Origin of the sequence: Conexibacter sp. S30A1 (genome assembly GCF_023330665.1) — a bacterium.
Classification (GTDB): domain Bacteria; phylum Actinomycetota; class Thermoleophilia; order Solirubrobacterales; family Solirubrobacteraceae; genus Palsa-465.
The window spans coordinates 2,559,828-2,576,345 of record NZ_CP097127.1; the positions used below are offsets into that span (position 1 = coordinate 2,559,828).

A 16,518-nucleotide genomic window follows, 5' to 3' on the forward strand; every position below is an offset into this window, starting at 1 on the left:
TATGCTGCAACCATGTCGGATCAGCGTCAGCCTGCTGCACCCCCTAACGAGCTCGTGGACAGCGTGCTCAGCGCCAGCCGGGCGCTGGTGGCGGTGGCCGCTCGGTCGCTGGCCCAGGTCAGCGACGAGGTCACGCTGGCCCAGTACCGCGCGCTGGTTGAGGTCGCCTCGCGCGGCCCGCTGCGCCTTGTGGAGCTCGCCCAGGCCCTGCGCGTCGACCGCTCGACGGCCACGCGCATGTGCGACCGGCTGATCCGCCGCGGACTGGTCAGCCGCCGCCGCCTGACCGATGACCGCCGCGCCGTGCGGATCTCGCTGACGCCCGCCGGGCGCGAGCTGGTTGCCGAGGTCACACGCCACCGCCGCTCAGAGCTTGAGCAGATCCTTGCGCGCATGCCCGCCGACGACCAGGCGATGGTGGTCAAGGCGCTGCGCGCCTTCGCGGCGGCGGCGGGCGAGGTGCCAGAGCAGAGCTGGACGCTCGGCTGGAACCTCGATCGGGACCCCGCGCGATGAGCGCGGTGAGGCGATCATGAGCGCCTTCGTGCGGGCGCTGCGCGCGCGCGTGAACGGCATGTCCTATCTGCCCAAGTGGCTGCTCCTGGCCTCGCTGATCGGCGTGATCGCCGGGCTCGGCGCGGTCGTCTTCTACGAGGCTCTGCGGCTCTCCACCCAGCTCTTTCTCGGCCTGCTGGCCGGCTACCACGTGCCAACCCCCGCCGGCGAGGGCAACGCTGCGGGCTCCGCCCACTACGCCCGCGCCTGGGCGATCCCGCTGGTGGTGGTGCTGGGGGCGCTGCTGTCCGGTTGGCTGGTCTTCACCTTCGCGCCGGAGGCCGAGGGCCACGGCACGGATGCGGCGATTGATGCGGTTCACCGCAACCCACGCGGGATCCGGCTGCGTGCGGTGGCGGTCAAGATCGTCGCCTCGGCGCTGACGATCGGCTCCGGCGGCTCGGGTGGCCGCGAGGGCCCGACCGCCCAGATCAGCGCCGGCTTCGGCTCCCTGCTCGCGCGCCTGCTCGACCTCTCCCCCGAGGACGGCCGGATCGCCGTCTCGGTGGGCGTCGGCTCCGGCATCGGCGCGATCTTCAGCGCCCCGCTCGGCGGTGCCGTGCTGGCCGCCGACATCGTCTACCGCGACGATTTTGAGTTCGAGGCGCTGCTCCCTGGGGTGCTCGCCTCGATCATCGCCTACGCGATCTTCGGGGCCTTCCTGGGCTACCAGCCGCTGTTTGCGATCCCCGGCGGCTACCGCTTCGACCAGCCGCTGCAGCTCGTCTGGTTTGCCCTGATCGGGCTGCTCGCCGGTGGCCTTGGCCTCCTGTACTCGCGCTCCTTCTACGGGATCGTCGCGCTCTCACACCGCCTGCCGTTTTCGCGCAAGCTGCGCCCCGCGCTCGGTGGCCTGCTCGTCGGCCTGATCGCGCTCGGTCTGCCCGAGGTGCTCGGCACCGGCTACGGCTGGGTGCAGAAGGGCCTTGGCACCGAGCTCGTGCACACGCCGCTTCTGATCATCCTGGCGCTGCCGCTGGCGCGCATCCTGGCAACGTCGCTCTCGATCGGTACCGGCGGCTCCGGCGGCGTCTTCGGGCCCGGCATGGTGATCGGCGCCTTCACCGGCCTGGCTGTCTGGCGCCTGCTCGAGCCCTTCGCGCCTGCGGTCGGCCACGACCCCGCGCCGTTTGTGATCGTCGGCATGATGGCCGTCTTTGGCGGCATCTCCCGTGCGCCCGTGGCGGTGATGCTGATGGTCGCGCAGATGACCGGCAGCATCACCCTGCTCGGGCCGGCGATGGTGGCCGTCGCGATCTCCTGGTTCATCGTCAAGCGCGCGGACGACAGCATCTACCGCTCGCAGCTGCACACGCGCGCCGAGGAGCCGGTCATCCCCGACTCGGGCGGCTGAGCGCGCCCGGCAGCGGCCACCAGGCTCCGTGCTCCGCTCGTCAGGCGATCGGCATCGCTTCCTGCAAACGTTTCTGGTATCGTCTGCGCTCGTGAGAGGAAGGGTCGCATGAGCCGCGTCAGCGCTGTCAGCACGTTTCCGGTTGCCTACCCGGAACCGAACGACAACAACAACCAGCGCTACCTGTTGTTCGTCCGGCTTGAAACCGACGATGGACACACGGGCTGGGGTGAGGCGATAACGCAGTTCCCCGCGGCCACGCGCGCTGCGCAGGCGATGGTGGACGGCATGGCTGAGCTCGTCGTCGGCTCCGACCCGCTCGAAAACGTGGCCACCTGGCGGCGGCTCAAGGACGCCACGTGGTGGTACTCCTACCGCGGCGGCGCGGCGGCGTTTGCGCTGTCGGCGATCGATGTCGCGCTCTGGGATCTCAAGGGCAAGATCCTCGCTCAGCCGCTGGCGGTGCTCTTGGGCGGCGTCCAGCGCGACCGCGTGCCGGCGGTCGCCTCCACGCATGCTTTCAATTCAAGCCTTGAATACGAAGCCGAGCGGCACGGGCGCTACGTGCGCGATGAGGGCTACGTCGGCGTGAAGATCGGGATGGGCAAGCGCGGCGACGCACGGCTCGGCTACGACGTTCGCCGTGACATCGACTTCGTGGCGCTGCTGCGTGAAGCCGTCGGGCCGGAGGCGCTGATCATGATGGATCGCGGCCAGTCTCTGGTCTGGGACCTCGACTCGGCGATCAGACGCGTGAGCGCCTTTGAGCAGTACGGGCTCAAGTGGATCGAGGAGCCATTCGAGCCACAGGACGTGGGTGCCTTTCACAAGCTGCGCGCCCACGTTGGGACGATGATCGCGGCTGGCGAGCGTGAGTGGGACGCGCGTGGCTTCGCCGAGGTGATCGCCACCGGCGTCATTGATGTGATCGGCTGCGACGTCGGGCGAGCCGAGGGGATCACCGGAACCCTGGCGGTGATCGCACAGGTGGAGCAGGCGAACCTGTGGTTCAACTCCCACGCATGGTCAAGCGCCGTCAACACCGCCGCCTCGATAGCACTCTCGGCGAGCACCTCGCGCTGCATGTTCCAGGAGCTCAAGCCGGATGAGAACCCGATGCAGCACGAGCTCGTCGAAACCCCGTTCGCGCAGGCCGCCGGCTGGATCGACGTGCCACGCGGTCCCGGCCTCGGCGTGGAGCCACTCGAGCACGTTCTGCGGAAGTACGCATGGCGCTAGCGGCTCATACAGCGTCGGTCTGGGGCCACGCTCACGAAGACACCCTGCTCAAACGGCTTCTGGATAGTGCCGAGGCCAGCTACGACCCGTCGGTCAGCGTGCGGGCCGCGCGTCGTGCACGTTTTGACTATCTGGCATGCGCGGCGGTGGGTGCGCGCGAGGCGCCGGCGGCGCTCGGGCCCGCGGGTCGCGCGGCGTTCGGCGACCTGGACGACATCCACTGGCCGTCGATGACTCACCTGGGCGCGATCGTCTGGGCGACTGCCGAACTCGCCGGCGCCGGCGACGAGCGTCTCTGGCTGGCGGCGCACATGGGCTACGAGATAGGTGGTCGGCTTGGTCTTGCGCTCGGCAGCGAGCATCGCCGCTACTGGCACGTGACCGCGACCGCCGGCACCGTCGCCGCAGCGGTGACAGCCGCGTTCTGTATCGGTGCGGACCCAGTTCGAGCGGCGGCGCATGCGCTGTCCGTCGCGGGGGGCTCCATCCTCTGCATCCTCGAGTACACGGACACCAGGGTCCTTCACCGCGACCACGCGGTCGCCAGCGGCCTGCGCTGCGCCGAGCTGGCCGAGCTGTCGGCGGCGGAGGATACGCTGGAGCATCCGCGTGGCTTCATCGCCGCCACGGGTGGGAGCGCCGCCGGCCTGGATGGCCCGCGTCCGCGCACGGTTCTCGAGGAGGTGAGCTTCCGCCGACATGCCACATCCGGCTTCAATCAGGCCGCGGTCGACGTAGCGAGCGAGTTCGAACCGATCGATGTCGCGGCGCAGGCGGGCGAGATCCTCCTGGACGTGCCCGACGCAACGGCGGCGCTGGCTGGGATCAGCAACCCGCGCACCGCGCGTGAAGCCTGGTGGAGCTGTCAGCATGCTGTGGCTGCGACGCTGCTGGGCCGCGACCTCGCCGTCTGCGCTGTTGACGACAGCGCCGTGTCGAGTCTGCGCGCGCGCATCAGGCTCCGCGGTGGCAGCCCCGTCACTCGCCTGACGCTCGGTGGGCGAGTGGTTGAGCGCGAGCGCGCGGACTCGCTGAGCGACGCCGACCTCGTCGCGAAGTGGCGACGTCTGGTACCCGATCTCGACCCACCATTGGAGATGCTCGCATGAGTGAGGAGATGTCCGCCGGCAGCCGGCGACCGCTGCGAATCGCCCTGCTCCCCGGCGATGGCGTTGGCCCCGAGGTGACCGTCGAGGCGCGCAAGGTTCTGGAGGCGCTGGAGCTCGACATCGTCTGGACCGATCTGCCATGGGGCTCGGCGTACTGGCACGAGCACGGCACGATGATGCCGACTGGCGCGGTTGACAGCCTGCGCGCTCAGGACGCGATCCTCATGGGAGCGGTCGGCGACCCGACGGTCCCAGATCCGGAGGCTCTCTGGGGCCTGATCCTGAAGATCCGTCAGGAGCTGGATCTGGGACTGAACGTCAGACCTGCGCGGCTCCTGGCCGGCGTGCCCTGCCCGCTCGCCGGCCGCGGCCCGAGCGACATTGACATGGTGTTCGTGCGCGAGAACACCGAGGGCGAGTATGCGGGCGTCGGTGGCCGCGTGCATCGTGGTCAGCCGGCGGAGGTGGCCATAGACACCACGGTTTTCACCCGCTTCGGCTGCGAGCGCGTGATCCGCTATGCCTTCCGCCTCGCGCGGGGCCGTCGAGGTGTGCTCACAAACGCCACGAAGTCAAACGCCTCGCGCTACGCCTATCCGTTCTGGGACGAGGTCGTCGAAGAGGTCGCGCTGGATTTCCCGGATGTGCGGGTTGAGCGAGTCCTGGTCGACGCGCTCTGTGCTCGGCTGATCACCAACCCGGCGTCGGTCGATGTGGTCGTCGCCTCCAACCTGTTCGGGGACATCCTCACGGATCTGGCGGCAGCGCTCCAGGGCGGCATGGGCATGGCCGCCAGCGCCAACATCGGCTTCGAGTCTGGGCCTGGACTGTTCGAGCCCGTGCACGGCTCGGCGCCCGACATCGCGGGGCGGGGATGGGCCAACCCGAGCGGCGCCATCTGGTCGGCGGCGCTGATGCTCGAGCACCTGGGCGCTCGCCGCGAGGCGGCGACCGTGATGGCCGCGCTCGAGGCGGTCTGCCTGGCGGGGCCCAGGACACGTGACCTCGGTGGTGAGGCGTCAACGGCTGAGGTTGGTGACGCCGTTGCTACCGCGGTCGGACGCCTGCTGGCGGATGGAGCGGCTTCGGGCGGCGCGGTGACCGAGCCCCAAGTTCTCGTCTGAGCAGCGTCGCAGGGTAAGAATCGATGCCGGCGAACATCATGAAAGGCCTCGATCGACACGTCCCGGAAACGTTGCTAGAATCGTTTCCGAGAGGGATGGAAGCTGTCAGCCACAGTGAAACCGCCGAGCGCCGTGCCGCTGACCAGACGATCGCGCCGGTGGTCGAGCTGCGCAACATCAGCAAGTGGTTCGGCGGTGTTCACGCGCTGAAAGGTGTGAGCCTCGCGCTGCGCCCGGGCGAGGTGCTCGGGTTGCTCGGCGAGAATGGCGCCGGAAAGTCCACGCTCGTGAAGATCCTCACGGGCGTCATCGCGCCGAGTGAGGGTGAGATTCTCATCGACGGCGAGTCGCGCAGCCTGCGCAGTTCGCGCGCGGCGCAGATGCTTGGCATCACCGCGACCTACCAGGAGCCGATGGTCTTCCCGACCCTCGACGTGGCCGAGAACATGTATGCGAACAGGCTGCCCAAGAGTCGCCGGCTGGTGAACTGGCGCGTTCTCTATGAGAGCGCCAGCGCCACGCTGCGCGAGTTGGGCGTCGAACTGGACGTCCACACGCCCGTTTCGCATCTTGGCGTAGCCGATCGGCAGCTGGTGGAGATCGCCAAGGCGCTCGGCGCCGGCGCTCGGGTGCTGATCCTCGATGAGCCGACCGCCGTACTCTCGAGCCGCGAGATTGACCAGCTCTTCAGGATCGTGCGCAAGCTTCGGGACCGTGGCGTGGCGCTGATGTTCATCAGCCACAAGCTCGACGAGATCCAGGCGATCACCGACCGTGTCGTGGTGATGCGCGATGGGCAGTGGGTCGCCGAGCGCAAGACCTCCGAGGCCAGCGTCGCGGAGCTGATCCGCCTGATGGTCGGTCGTGAGATGTCGAGCCTGTTTCCGGAGCGCCCCACGAGCCCGGGCGAGGTGGTGCTCGAGGTCAACGGCCTCAGTCGCGAGGGCTATTTCGAGGACGTCAGCTTCTCGGTGCGCGCCGGGGAGATCGTTGGGTTCGCGGGCCTGGTTGGCGCGGGACGCACTGACGTAGCAGAGGCGATCTTTGGCATCGGCCCGATTGACCGCGGCTCGATCAAGCTGGACGGCCTGCCGTTCAAGCCGAAGTCCCCGCGTCATGCCGTCAGTTGTGGCGTCGCCTATCTGCCCGAGAACCGTCTCGTCAACGGACTCGTACCGTCGATGGGCGTTCCGCTCAACATGACCATGTCGATCTGGCCGAAGCTGGTGAACCGCTTCGGCGTGTTCCGCTCGCGGGAGATGCGTAGCCGTGCCGCTGCGCTCGCCCAGCGCGTCGAGCTGCAGGCCGGTCGGATCGATCAGCTGGTCAGCACCCTCTCGGGGGGCAATCAGCAGAAGGTGGTTCTCGCCAAGTGGCTCGCCGCCTCGCCGCGCCTGTTGATTCTGGACGAGCCGACCCACGGCATCGATGTCGGCACCAAGGCGGAGGTGCTGAGCATCGTCGCCGACCTCGCTCGTACCGGTGTGGCTGTGGTCCTGATCTCCTCCGAGCTTGAGGAGGTTTGTGCGATGAGCACCCGCCTATTGGTGATGCGGGCCGGTAGGCTGGTCGCGGAGTTCGAGGCTGACGCGGACCGGGACGCGATCATGAGGGCCGCCGCGGGCGCCCGGGAAGCGAGCGCGGCGTGAGCGAGCGGCCGGCGGTTTCGGCGAGCAGTCGCCTGCGCGCGCTGCTGCGGCACAACGAGACCGGCCTGCTTGGCATTCTCGTGCTGATCACCTTGATCGCCGCCGTGGCGGTCCCATCCTTCAGCAGCTCCGGCAACCCGACCGAGATTCTTGACAACGCCAGCCTGGTCGTGATCGTGGCGGTCGGCGAGTACCTCGTCATCGTCACACGGCAGATCGACCTCAGCACCGCAGCCACCCTGGGACTCAGCGCCTACCTGATCGGTGAGCTGGTTGGCGGCCTGCATGTCGGCGTGCTTGGACCGGTCGTCGGCATCGTCGCTTCGCTCGGGCTCGGAGCGGTCCTCGGGCTCTTCAACGGCCTGCTCGTCGAGCGGGTCAAGATGCCTGCGATCATCGCCACGCTCGCGACCCTTTCGATCTACAGCGGCCTACAGGTGGTCGCCACGCACGGCTCGCAGCTGTATGCCGACCAGCTGCCCAGCTGGCTCGCCAACATCGTTTCGGAATCCTGGATCGGGCTCAGCCCCCTGGTTTGGGCGGCGGTGGCCGTCACGGTCGTCGTCGCGCTGGTCGGCCGCCGGACCTCGTGGGGGCGCGACCTCTACGCCATGGGGTCCAACCCCGAGGCCGCTCGCTATCTCGGCATCCGCACCTCCAGGCGTACCTACCAGGTGTTTGCCGCGTGTGGTGCGCTCGCGGGCTTCGCAGGACTCCTCTATGCGGGCCAGTACGGCAACGTGGACGCAACCGCCGGCAACGGCTTTGAGCTGACCGCGATCGCCGCCGCGGTGATTGGCGGCGTGAGCCTCTTCGGCGGCTCGGGGACAGCGTTCGGCGCCGCCCTGGGCGGGCTGCTGCTGACTGAGATCGAGAACATACTCGCGCTCTTGAAGATCTCGATCTTCGCTCAACAGACACTGCAGGGAGCGGCGATCGTGGTCGCGGTGGCGGGTTACGCGCTGATCAGCCGCCGTCTTGATAGGCCCACCCGGCGGCAGCTCGGCACGGCCGAGGATCGCGGCGACTCATCGGCCCAGGCTGGCTCCGTGCCCAGCGCCGCGCAGGAGTTGCGAGCATGAGCCGCTGGCGGTCGCTGAGGCGCTGGGAGTCGGGCCTGATCGCGTTGCTTGCGGTCGTGACAGTGGTGGGGGGTATCACCCACCCGGCACTCCTGGGTATCTACAACCTGCAGACCATGGCGCTCAACAACGCCGATCTGGCACTGCTTGCGATCGGCGTGGCGCCGGTGATCATCACCGCCGACATTGACATCTCGATCGCCTCGATGCTCGCGCTCTGCGGTGTGCTGATGGCCAAGCTGTGGACCGACGGCATGGACATCTGGCTTGCGATAGCGGTGGCCATCGCCCTGGGAGCCGTCCTCGGACTGATCAACGGGCTCTTCGTCGTCCTCCTGGAGCTCCCCGCGCTGGCGGTCACGCTGGGCACGATGGGCGCGTACACAGGGGTTGCCTTCCTGATCCTCGGAGGCCAGGCGATCATCAACCTGCCGCAGAGCCTGGTCACCCTCGGCTCGGGCAACATCGGCGGCACACAGATCCCGATCTCTCTGGTGGTCGTTCTTGCGCTCGCCGCCGCGCTCGCGTTCGTCATCCACCTGACGAGCTACGGTCGTTCGCTGTTCGCCGTTGGCGCCAACAGGCAGGCCGCGCTCTTCTCGGGGATTCCGGTGGTGCGGGTGCGTCTGCTCGCCTTCGTGATCGCCGGTGTGTTCTCGGCGCTCGCCGCCGTGCTGTATGTGGGTAACTACGACACGGCCCAGGCAACGATCGCCAGCGACCAGCTCCTTCCCGCGATCACCGCCGTGATCCTAGGCGGTGTCAGCGCCTACGGGGGCACCGGCACGATTCCCGGCGTTGTGCTCGCGGTCGTATTGCTCGCGGTCCTGCAGGCTGCGCTCGGGCTCGCAGGTCTCTCGGGACAGGCACAGACGATCGCTGTCGGTGCGATCCTCATCATCGCCATCGGCGCCGGTGCCGGCATCAACGCGTTCACTGGCCTGCGCCGGCCGCGGCGCCGGGCCGCCGTATCCGAACAGCTTGGCTCGGGGTGACCATGCGGCTCAAGTCGCTGCTCAGTCAGAACAACGGCTCGCGCGGGCTCAAGTCGCCTCGCGGTTGCCGCCCGACCGTAACACCTAACAAAAGTCCCCGCTGGGGAGAGAGGAGAAGTGCAGTCACATGAAGGTTCTCAGAAATTGGCGCCTGCTTGGGACGGCCAGTGCCGCCCTGGTGGTCGCCGCGGTGGCCACCCTGCTGACGGTGGGTGGAGCGACCGCGCGCATTGCACACAGAGCCTCCGGCACGACGCTGTTCATGCTGCCGAAGTTCACCGGTATCCCACCGTTCACGCAGGCCGACCAGGGTGCTGCCAAGGTCGCCAAGGCCTACGGGTACACCCTGAAGTATGGCGGTCCGACGACCGGTTCCGCGACGCAGCAGGTGAACTTCATCAACAACGCCGCAGCGGCGGGTGACAAGGGTCTGTTCATCTCGGCAGACAACCCTGCCGCGGTCAGCCCCGCGCTCAACCGCGCGCGGGCTCATGGCATGAAGGTTGTTTCCTTCGACTCTGATGTCGAGCCCAACGCCCGCACCGTGTACGTGGAGGGAACGTCAGCTGCGTCGATCGCCCAGACCGAGCTCAACATGCTCGGTTCGCAGATCCACTACAGGGGCTCCTTCGTGATCCTCTCGGCCCAGGCGACCGACTCCAACCAGGTCCTGTGGAACAACGTCCTCAAGCAGGATCTCAAGAAGGACAAGAAGTACAAGAACATGAAGCTGCTGGCGATCGTCAACCCGCCGAATGACGGCACGCCGGCGGCTGTTCAGTACACGCAGAGCATCATCCAGAAGTACCCGACGATGAAGGGCATCATCGCCCCCACTACGGTCGCCGTCGCGGCCGCTGCACAGGTTGTCAAGCAGCAGCACCTCTGCAGCAAGTACGTCGTCACCGGCCTCGGTGATCCGCAGCAGATGAAGCCGTATGTGACCTCGGGCTGTGTCAAGCAGTTCGCGCTGTGGAACTTTGCCCGCGAGGGCGAGGTGGCGATGTGCACGATGCACTACGTGCTGATCGGCAAGGTGACCGGCAAGGAGGGCCAGACCTACAGCTGCCCGGACGGTCTCGGGAAGTTCAAGGTTGGCCCACAGGGCACGGTCAAGGCCGGTAACGCCGAGGTCTTCAGCAAGAAGAACCTGAAGGCGTTCACGTTCTGATCAAGGGTTGGAGCCGGCCCTCGCGGGTCGGCTCCAACCGATCGAAAGGTAGCCGTGGAACGGACCTGCTTCACATTCACGATCAAGCCTGGGACCGCGCACGAGTACAGGCGCCGCCACGACGAGATCTGGCCCGAGATGGTCAGCGCCCTGAAGGCGTCAGGCATCAGCAACTACACGCTGTTTCTGCGCGAGCTCGAGGTGATCGCCTATGCGGAGTGCGAGCCGGACACGCAGACGGCGTTTGCGAAGATGGCCGCCACCGAAGTCGACCAGCGCTGGTCGGCATGGTTTGAGGAGATCATCGACCGGCGCTACGGCGAGGATGGAAAGGCGATGAGCGTTCCCGAGGTGTGGCACCTTGACTGACCGCAAGCTGCGGCTCGGCGTGATCGGCGCTGGCTCTTGGGCGCTGGCCTCTCACCTGCCGAACCTGGCACGCCGCCGATCTGAGGTTGAGTTTGCGGCCGTCTGTCGCCAGGGGGCTGAGCCGCTTGCGAAGATCGCAGCCGATTACGGGTTCGCGCTGGCCAGTGAGGACTACCGGGACGTGGTCGGCGCCGGCATCGACATCTGCGTGGTCTCGTCACCCAGTGCGCTGCACTACGAGCACGCAAAGGCCGCGTTGGAGGCTGGCGCCCATGTGCTGATCGAGAAGCCGGTGACCATTGACCCGGCGCAGGCCTGGGAGCTTGTGGAGATCGCCAACGCCCGTGGCCTCCGGCTCGTGTGCAGCTTCGGCTGGAACTATCTCCCGATGCTCACGGCCGCGCGCGACCTCTTCCGGCGGGTGGGGATTGGCGAGATAGAGCAGCTCACGATCACCATGTCCTCGGTGACCCGCGAGCTGCTGGCCAACCTCGGCTCCTATCCCGACGCCGACCCAGAGCTGATGCCCGAAGCGAGGACCTGGACGGACCCGTCACTGTCCGGAGGTGGTTACGGCCAGGCGCAGCTCTCCCACGCCTTGGGGCTCGCGCTCTGGATCACCGGCCTGCGCGGGGCCGAGGCGTTTGCCTTCATGGAGACGGCGCTGGGCGCCCCGGTCGAGCTCTACGACGCGATCGCCGTGCGTTACAGCAACGGTGCGATCGGGACGATCTCCGGCGGTGCCGCACACCAGGGCTACGATGGCAACAAGCACCAGCTGGAGGTCCGGGCAATCGGCTCTGAGGGCCACTTCGCCTGCGATCTGCAACGCGAAATGGTGTGGCTGTACCGGCCGGATGGCCACGACATCAGGCTCGATGTCAAGCCCGGCGACGCGCTCTACAACGACGATGGACCACCGAACGTCTTGGTCGACCTCGCGCTCGGCCGCGACGTGGAGAACTGCTCTCCCGGTGAGCTCGGCGCACGCACTGTCGAGCTCCTCGACGCCGCGTACCGGAGTGCTCGCACCGGCAGGCCACAGCCGGTCGGCACCTCGCAGGCCGCTGCCGGGGAGCGCTGATGGCGCGCCTGCCGTTCTTTGACACTCACGTTCACTTCTGGGACCTCAGTCACCCGAAGCTGCACTACGCCTGGCTCAAGCCGGGGCTGATCCATCCGATCATCGGCGATATCGAATCGGTCAAGCTCCCCCTCTATGGGGCCGAGCAGTTCATCACCGAGACCAGTGCGGCCAACGTCGTGAAGGTGCTCCACGTCGAAGCGGATGTGGATGCCGGTGACGATCCAGTGGACGAGACCATCTGGCTCGAGCAACAGGCGCGGCGTACCGGCATCCCGACGGGCATCATCGCTGACACCAACCTCAAGGCCCCCGAGCTGGAGCGGGAGATCGAGCGGCACCTGCAGGCGTCGGCGCGTGTCCGTGGGTTTCGTGACTTCTCTGAAGGTAACTACCTGGAGGACGCGGATTTCGCGCGCGGTTTCGCGCTGTTGGGCAAGCACGGCCTGGTCTGCGACCTCGACTGCGTTGCGGAGAATATGGCCAAGGCGCGCGACCTCGCGAACCGCTACCCCGACACGACCGTGGTGGTTGACCACGCCGGGTTTCCCCGCGAGCGCAGCACCGAGTACTTCAACTTCTGGAAGCACGGGATCGACGCGCTTGCGCAGGCACCGAGCGTGTGGTGCAAGATCTCCGGGCTGGCGATGTGCGACCACGACTGGACCGTGGCGTCGATCCGGCCCTGGTTCGAGTACTGCCTGGAAGCGTTCGGTACCAAACGGTGCGTGCTCGGGACGAACTGGCCGCTTGACCGAGCGTTCAGCTCCTACGAGGCGGTGCTCGATGCCTACCAGGAGATCGTCTCCACGCTCACGCTCGAGGAGCAGTCAGATCTGTTCTTCGCCAACGCGGAACGCCTGTTCGAACTCTGAGGAGAAGCTGTACACGAGATGACCATTCCGAGCACATTTTTGGCATCCGCGGCCGCGGCGCTGCCGATCGTCGGCATCGAGACGACAGCGATCCGTGTGCCGCTCAGGCGGGTCTACCAGGGCTCGCACTACCACATGACGCACCGCTCGACGGTGATCGTGCGAGTGCTGGCCGACGGGCTGGTCGGTGAGGCGTACGCTGGTGACGAGGACGAGGCGCTTCTGCAGATCGAGAAGATCGTGCACGACGAGATTGAGCCGGCGCTGGTCGGTCAGGATGCGCTCGCGGTAGAGCGCTGCTGGGAGCTGGCGCGGCCAGCGACCTACGACATCCTGCGCGACCGCAGGCTCGGTCTGGTTGCCTGTGCCGGGGTCGACCTTGCGATCTGGGATCTGGTCGGCAAGGCCCTCGGGCAGCCGCTCTGGAGGCTATGGGGCGGGTACAGCAACAGCCGTCCGATGATCGCGATCGGTGGCTACTACGGGCCCGACGCCGACATAGAGGCGGAGGTGGCCGAGCTGCGAGAGATGGGACTTGCCGGTATGAAGTTCAAGGTCGGTGGGATGAGTCCAGAGGCCGACGCGGAGCGTTTTATCCGTGCCCGCGCGGCCGCTGGTCCGAACTTCGTGTTGGCCGCCGACGCGAACCAGGGCTGGACGCCGCAGCAGGCGATCCGGTTCGCGCGGCTCGTGGAAGGGCAGGACCTGCTCTGGCTGGAGGAGCCCTGCAACTGGCACAACGACCGCACGGCGATGCGAGAGGTCCGCTACAGGTCGGGTGTGGCGGTCTGCGCGGGTCAGTCGGAGTACTCGGCCGCCGGCTGCCGTGAGCTCATGGTCGCCGGCGCCATTGATGTCTGCAACTTCGACTCATCCTGGTCGGGTGGTCCCACGGAGTGGCGCCGTGTAGCCGCAATCGCTCAGTCCTGCGATGTGGTGATGGGCCACCACGAGGAGCCCCAGGTTTCCAGTCACCTCCTGGCGTCAATCCCGCACGGCGGCTTCGTCGAGTGCTTTCACCCCGACCGCGATCCGATCTGGTGGAATCTCATCGCCAACCGCCCCGTGTTGCGAGCCGGAATGCTCGAGCTCTCCGACGCTCCAGGTCTCGGCTGGGAGCTTGACAGCGAATACATCAACCATCACCGGGTGCAGCGGTGACCTGGAGCCTGGGACTCGAAGATCGCGGCGTGCTGGTGACAGGTGCCGCGGGCGGGATCGGACGCGCGGTGGCTCATGCGTTCGCGCAAGCGGGCGCTCGCGTCGCTCTGGTCGACCTCGACGCGGACGCCTGCGCTGCGGTTGCGGCCGAGCTCACGCAGCCGGAACGCCATCGCTGGTTCGCCGCCGACCTATCGGCGGTCGCCGAGCACGAGGCGCTCGTCGCGACCGTGCAACGCGACCTGGGCCGTCTCGATGTGCTTGCGCATCTGGCTGCAGTTCTACGCCGTCGTGCGACCGTTGACGAGGTCACCGAGGAAGACTGGGACACTCAGATGGACATCAACCTGAAGGCCACCTTCTTCCTGAATCGTGCTGTCGCCGGAGCTCTGCGAGCCCAGGGTCGCGGCGGGCGGATCATCAACTTCACCTCGCAGGGGTGGTGGACAGGCGGGTTCGGTGGGTCTGTCGTCTACGCGGCAAGCAAGGGCGGGATCGTCTCTCTCAGTCGTGGCCTGGCACGCTCCTGGGCGGCCGACGCGATCACCGTGAATACCGTGGCTCCCGGCGCTGCGGACACGGCGATGATGCGCAGTCAGCCAAACCTCGACCAGTTTGTCGCGATGATCCCGCTCGGTCGCATGGCTGAGCCGGACGAGATCAGCGGCGCCGTTCTCTTTCTTGCCTCCGATCACGCGCGCTACATCACCGGCGCGACCATAAACGTGACCGGCGGCCAAATCATGTACTGACCATCGACTGTGGAGCTCCGAACATATGCCAAAAGAGAACCTGACCGTGGCGAACCCTCCTGCGGCGACGCCCGAGGAACAGTTCGACTGGCTTCACACCATGCTTCAGATCAGGTACTTCGAGGACGAGTGTCACCGCATGTTTGCGCAGGGCCTGGTGCGGGGCTCGACCCATCTGTGCCAGGGTCAAGAGGGCGTGGTCGTGGGCGCCTGCCGCGCCGTCGGCATCGATGACAAGGTGCTCTGCACCTACCGCGGCCATGGCGCAGTGATCGCCAAGGGAGCTCCGCTCGACCGGGCGTTTGCGGAGATCCTCGGCAAGGCGAACGGCCTGTGCGCCGGCAAGGGCGGCTCCATGCATCTGACGGACATGGCCGTTGGCGCTGTCGGTTCATTCGCGATCGTCGGCGGCCATCTCCCGATCGCTCTGGGTGTTGCCTTCGAGGCCCAGTACAACGAGCGCCAGGAGGTGACGCTCTGTTTCTTTGGCGATGGCTCGACCAATATCGGCGCCTTTCACGAGGCGCTCAACATGGCCTCGGTCTGGAAGTTACCGGTCATTTTCATCTGCGAGAACAACCTCTACGGTGAGTATTCGCCACTGGCGACCACGACCCCAATAGAACGGCTGGCTCAACGCGCGGACTCCTATGGCATGCCGGGAGTGACGATCGACGGTAACGACGTCGAGGGCGTTTGGCGCACCGTGTCTGACTACGCCGCACGTGCGCGCGCCGGAGCTGGCCCGGTCCTGGTCGAGGCCCTCACCTATCGACAGAAGGGGCATTCGCGCTCCGACCCCGCCAAATACAGGCCGACCGGCGAGCTCGAGGCATGGCTGGAGCGCGATCCGATCAGGCTCCTGGAGACCAAGCTCGAACACCTGGGTTTGGAGCGAGGTCACCTCGATGACCTGAGAGCCACCGCCGAACAGGAGGTGATGGACGCACTCGAGCGCGCCCGTGGCTGGCCGGATCCGAACCCTGAGCGGCTCGAGGAGGACGTCTACGCATGAGTACCGTGACATTTCGTGAAGCGCTCATCAGGGCGATGGGCGACGCGCTCGAGGAGGACGAACGCGTATTCCTCTTCGGTGAGGATGTCGCCGCCGCCGGCGGCTCGTTCAAGCTGACCGAGGGACTGCTGGAGCGCTTCGGTCCCAAGCGTGTGCGCGACACGCCAATCTCGGAGCAGGCCATCATCGGTACCGCGATCGGTGCCGCGGTCATGGGTCTCAGGCCATTGGCTGAGATCATGTTCGCCGACTTTGCGGCCGTCTGCTTTGACGGCATCGCCAACGAGATACCGAAGTACCGGTACATGACCGGAGGCCAGGTATCGATGCCGCTCACCATCCGCATGTGCAACGGTGCCGGCGGTGGGTTTGGCGCCCAGCATTCGCAGTCGGTCGAGAACTGGTTTCTGAATGTGCCCGGACTCAAGCTCGTGGTCCCAGCGACCCCAGCTGACGCGTATGGCCTGTTGCGCTCGGCGATTCGTGACCCAGACCCGGTTCTGTTTTTCGAGCACAAGTCGCTCTTCAACACCAAGGGCGAATTGCCCGACGCGCCGGCACCGATACCACTCGGACTGGCGGAGACAGTTCGCCATGGGGAGCACGTGACCGTGGTGGCCACGCAGATGATGCGCCATCACGCGATGCGGGCTGCAGACGAGCTCGCGGTGGCGGGCATCGAAGCCGAAGTGATCGACCCGCGGACGCTCGTGCCGCTGGACTACGCGACGATCGCCGCCAGCGTGGACCGGACCGGTCGGCTGGTGGTCGTACAGGAGTGTCCGAACAGCGGCAGCTGGGGTGCGACGCTGGTGGCACGTCTGGTCGGGGAGCGCCTTGAACACCTTGACGCGCCGCCCGCGCTCGTCGGTGCCCCCGATACGCCTATCCCCTACTCCGGCGCACTTGAGGAGCTATGGATCCCGAGCGTCGAGCGGATCGTCGAGCAGGTCAAGCGGACCGTTTCCTACTGAGAGGTCGGGT

At 67.0% G+C, this 16,518-nt stretch carries 16 protein-coding genes; all 16 read left to right on the forward strand.

Going from position 1 to position 16,518, the window contains the following annotated elements:
• The first annotated feature begins 12 nt into the window (after window positions 1-12).
• A complete protein-coding gene (locus tag M3M54_RS12325; RefSeq protein ID WP_249019345.1) occupies window positions 13-516 on the forward strand; it encodes a MarR family winged helix-turn-helix transcriptional regulator in 504 nt (167 codons plus the stop codon).
• Between the two features lie 16 nt (window positions 517-532).
• Window positions 533-1,909, forward strand: a complete 1,377-nt coding sequence (locus M3M54_RS12330) for a chloride channel protein (protein WP_249019346.1) — start codon at window positions 533-535, stop codon at window positions 1,907-1,909.
• Between the two features lie 108 nt (window positions 1,910-2,017).
• The gene (locus M3M54_RS12335) at window positions 2,018-3,148 is read left to right on the forward strand and encodes a mandelate racemase/muconate lactonizing enzyme family protein (protein WP_249019347.1); all 1,131 of its coding nucleotides are present in this window, start codon (window positions 2,018-2,020) and stop codon (window positions 3,146-3,148) included.
• Window positions 3,139-4,257, forward strand: coding sequence for an MmgE/PrpD family protein (locus M3M54_RS12340; protein ID WP_249019348.1), 1,119 nt, complete (start codon window positions 3,139-3,141; stop codon window positions 4,255-4,257). Before M3M54_RS12335 ends, M3M54_RS12340 begins: the two co-directional genes overlap by 10 nt.
• Window positions 4,254-5,381, forward strand: coding sequence for an isocitrate/isopropylmalate dehydrogenase family protein (locus tag M3M54_RS12345; RefSeq protein WP_249019349.1), 1,128 nt, complete (start codon window positions 4,254-4,256; stop codon window positions 5,379-5,381). Before M3M54_RS12340 ends, M3M54_RS12345 begins: the two co-directional genes overlap by 4 nt.
• Window positions 5,382-5,476: 95 nt before the next feature.
• Entirely contained in the window at window positions 5,477-7,030 is a 1,554-nt protein-coding gene (locus M3M54_RS12350; protein WP_249019350.1) for a sugar ABC transporter ATP-binding protein, read from the forward strand.
• Entirely contained in the window at window positions 7,027-8,112 is a 1,086-nt protein-coding gene (locus tag M3M54_RS12355) for an ABC transporter permease (protein ID WP_249019351.1), read from the forward strand. Before M3M54_RS12350 ends, M3M54_RS12355 begins: the two co-directional genes overlap by 4 nt.
• Window positions 8,109-9,107, forward strand: coding sequence for an ABC transporter permease (locus M3M54_RS12360; protein ID WP_249019352.1), 999 nt, complete (start codon window positions 8,109-8,111; stop codon window positions 9,105-9,107). The genes M3M54_RS12355 and M3M54_RS12360 overlap by 4 nt, the downstream gene beginning before the upstream one ends.
• Before the next feature lie 127 nt (window positions 9,108-9,234).
• Window positions 9,235-10,278: a substrate-binding domain-containing protein gene (locus M3M54_RS12365; RefSeq protein WP_249019353.1), complete on the forward strand. Its 1,044-nt coding sequence runs from the start codon at window positions 9,235-9,237 to the stop codon at window positions 10,276-10,278.
• A gap of 54 nt (window positions 10,279-10,332) precedes the next feature.
• Window positions 10,333-10,647, forward strand: a complete 315-nt coding sequence (locus M3M54_RS12370; protein ID WP_249019354.1) for an L-rhamnose mutarotase — start codon at window positions 10,333-10,335, stop codon at window positions 10,645-10,647.
• Entirely contained in the window at window positions 10,640-11,731 is a 1,092-nt protein-coding gene (locus M3M54_RS12375) for a Gfo/Idh/MocA family protein (RefSeq protein WP_249019355.1), read from the forward strand. Before M3M54_RS12370 ends, M3M54_RS12375 begins: the two co-directional genes overlap by 8 nt.
• Window positions 11,731-12,606, forward strand: a complete 876-nt coding sequence (locus tag M3M54_RS12380; protein ID WP_249019356.1) for an amidohydrolase — start codon at window positions 11,731-11,733, stop codon at window positions 12,604-12,606. Before M3M54_RS12375 ends, M3M54_RS12380 begins: the two co-directional genes overlap by 1 nt.
• Before the next feature lie 18 nt (window positions 12,607-12,624).
• The gene (locus M3M54_RS12385) at window positions 12,625-13,767 is read left to right on the forward strand and encodes a mandelate racemase/muconate lactonizing enzyme family protein (RefSeq protein ID WP_249019357.1); all 1,143 of its coding nucleotides are present in this window, start codon (window positions 12,625-12,627) and stop codon (window positions 13,765-13,767) included.
• Window positions 13,764-14,519, forward strand: coding sequence for an SDR family NAD(P)-dependent oxidoreductase (locus tag M3M54_RS12390; protein ID WP_249019358.1), 756 nt, complete (start codon window positions 13,764-13,766; stop codon window positions 14,517-14,519). The genes M3M54_RS12385 and M3M54_RS12390 overlap by 4 nt, the downstream gene beginning before the upstream one ends.
• 25 nt (window positions 14,520-14,544) lie before the next feature.
• Entirely contained in the window at window positions 14,545-15,534 is a 990-nt protein-coding gene (locus tag M3M54_RS12395) for a thiamine pyrophosphate-dependent dehydrogenase E1 component subunit alpha (protein ID WP_249019359.1), read from the forward strand.
• Window positions 15,531-16,508 carry an alpha-ketoacid dehydrogenase subunit beta gene (locus tag M3M54_RS12400; RefSeq protein WP_249019360.1) on the forward strand — a complete coding sequence of 326 codons (978 nt, stop codon included), beginning with the start codon at window positions 15,531-15,533 and terminating at the stop codon, window positions 16,506-16,508. Before M3M54_RS12395 ends, M3M54_RS12400 begins: the two co-directional genes overlap by 4 nt.
• The last annotated feature ends 10 nt before the right edge of the window (window positions 16,509-16,518 follow it).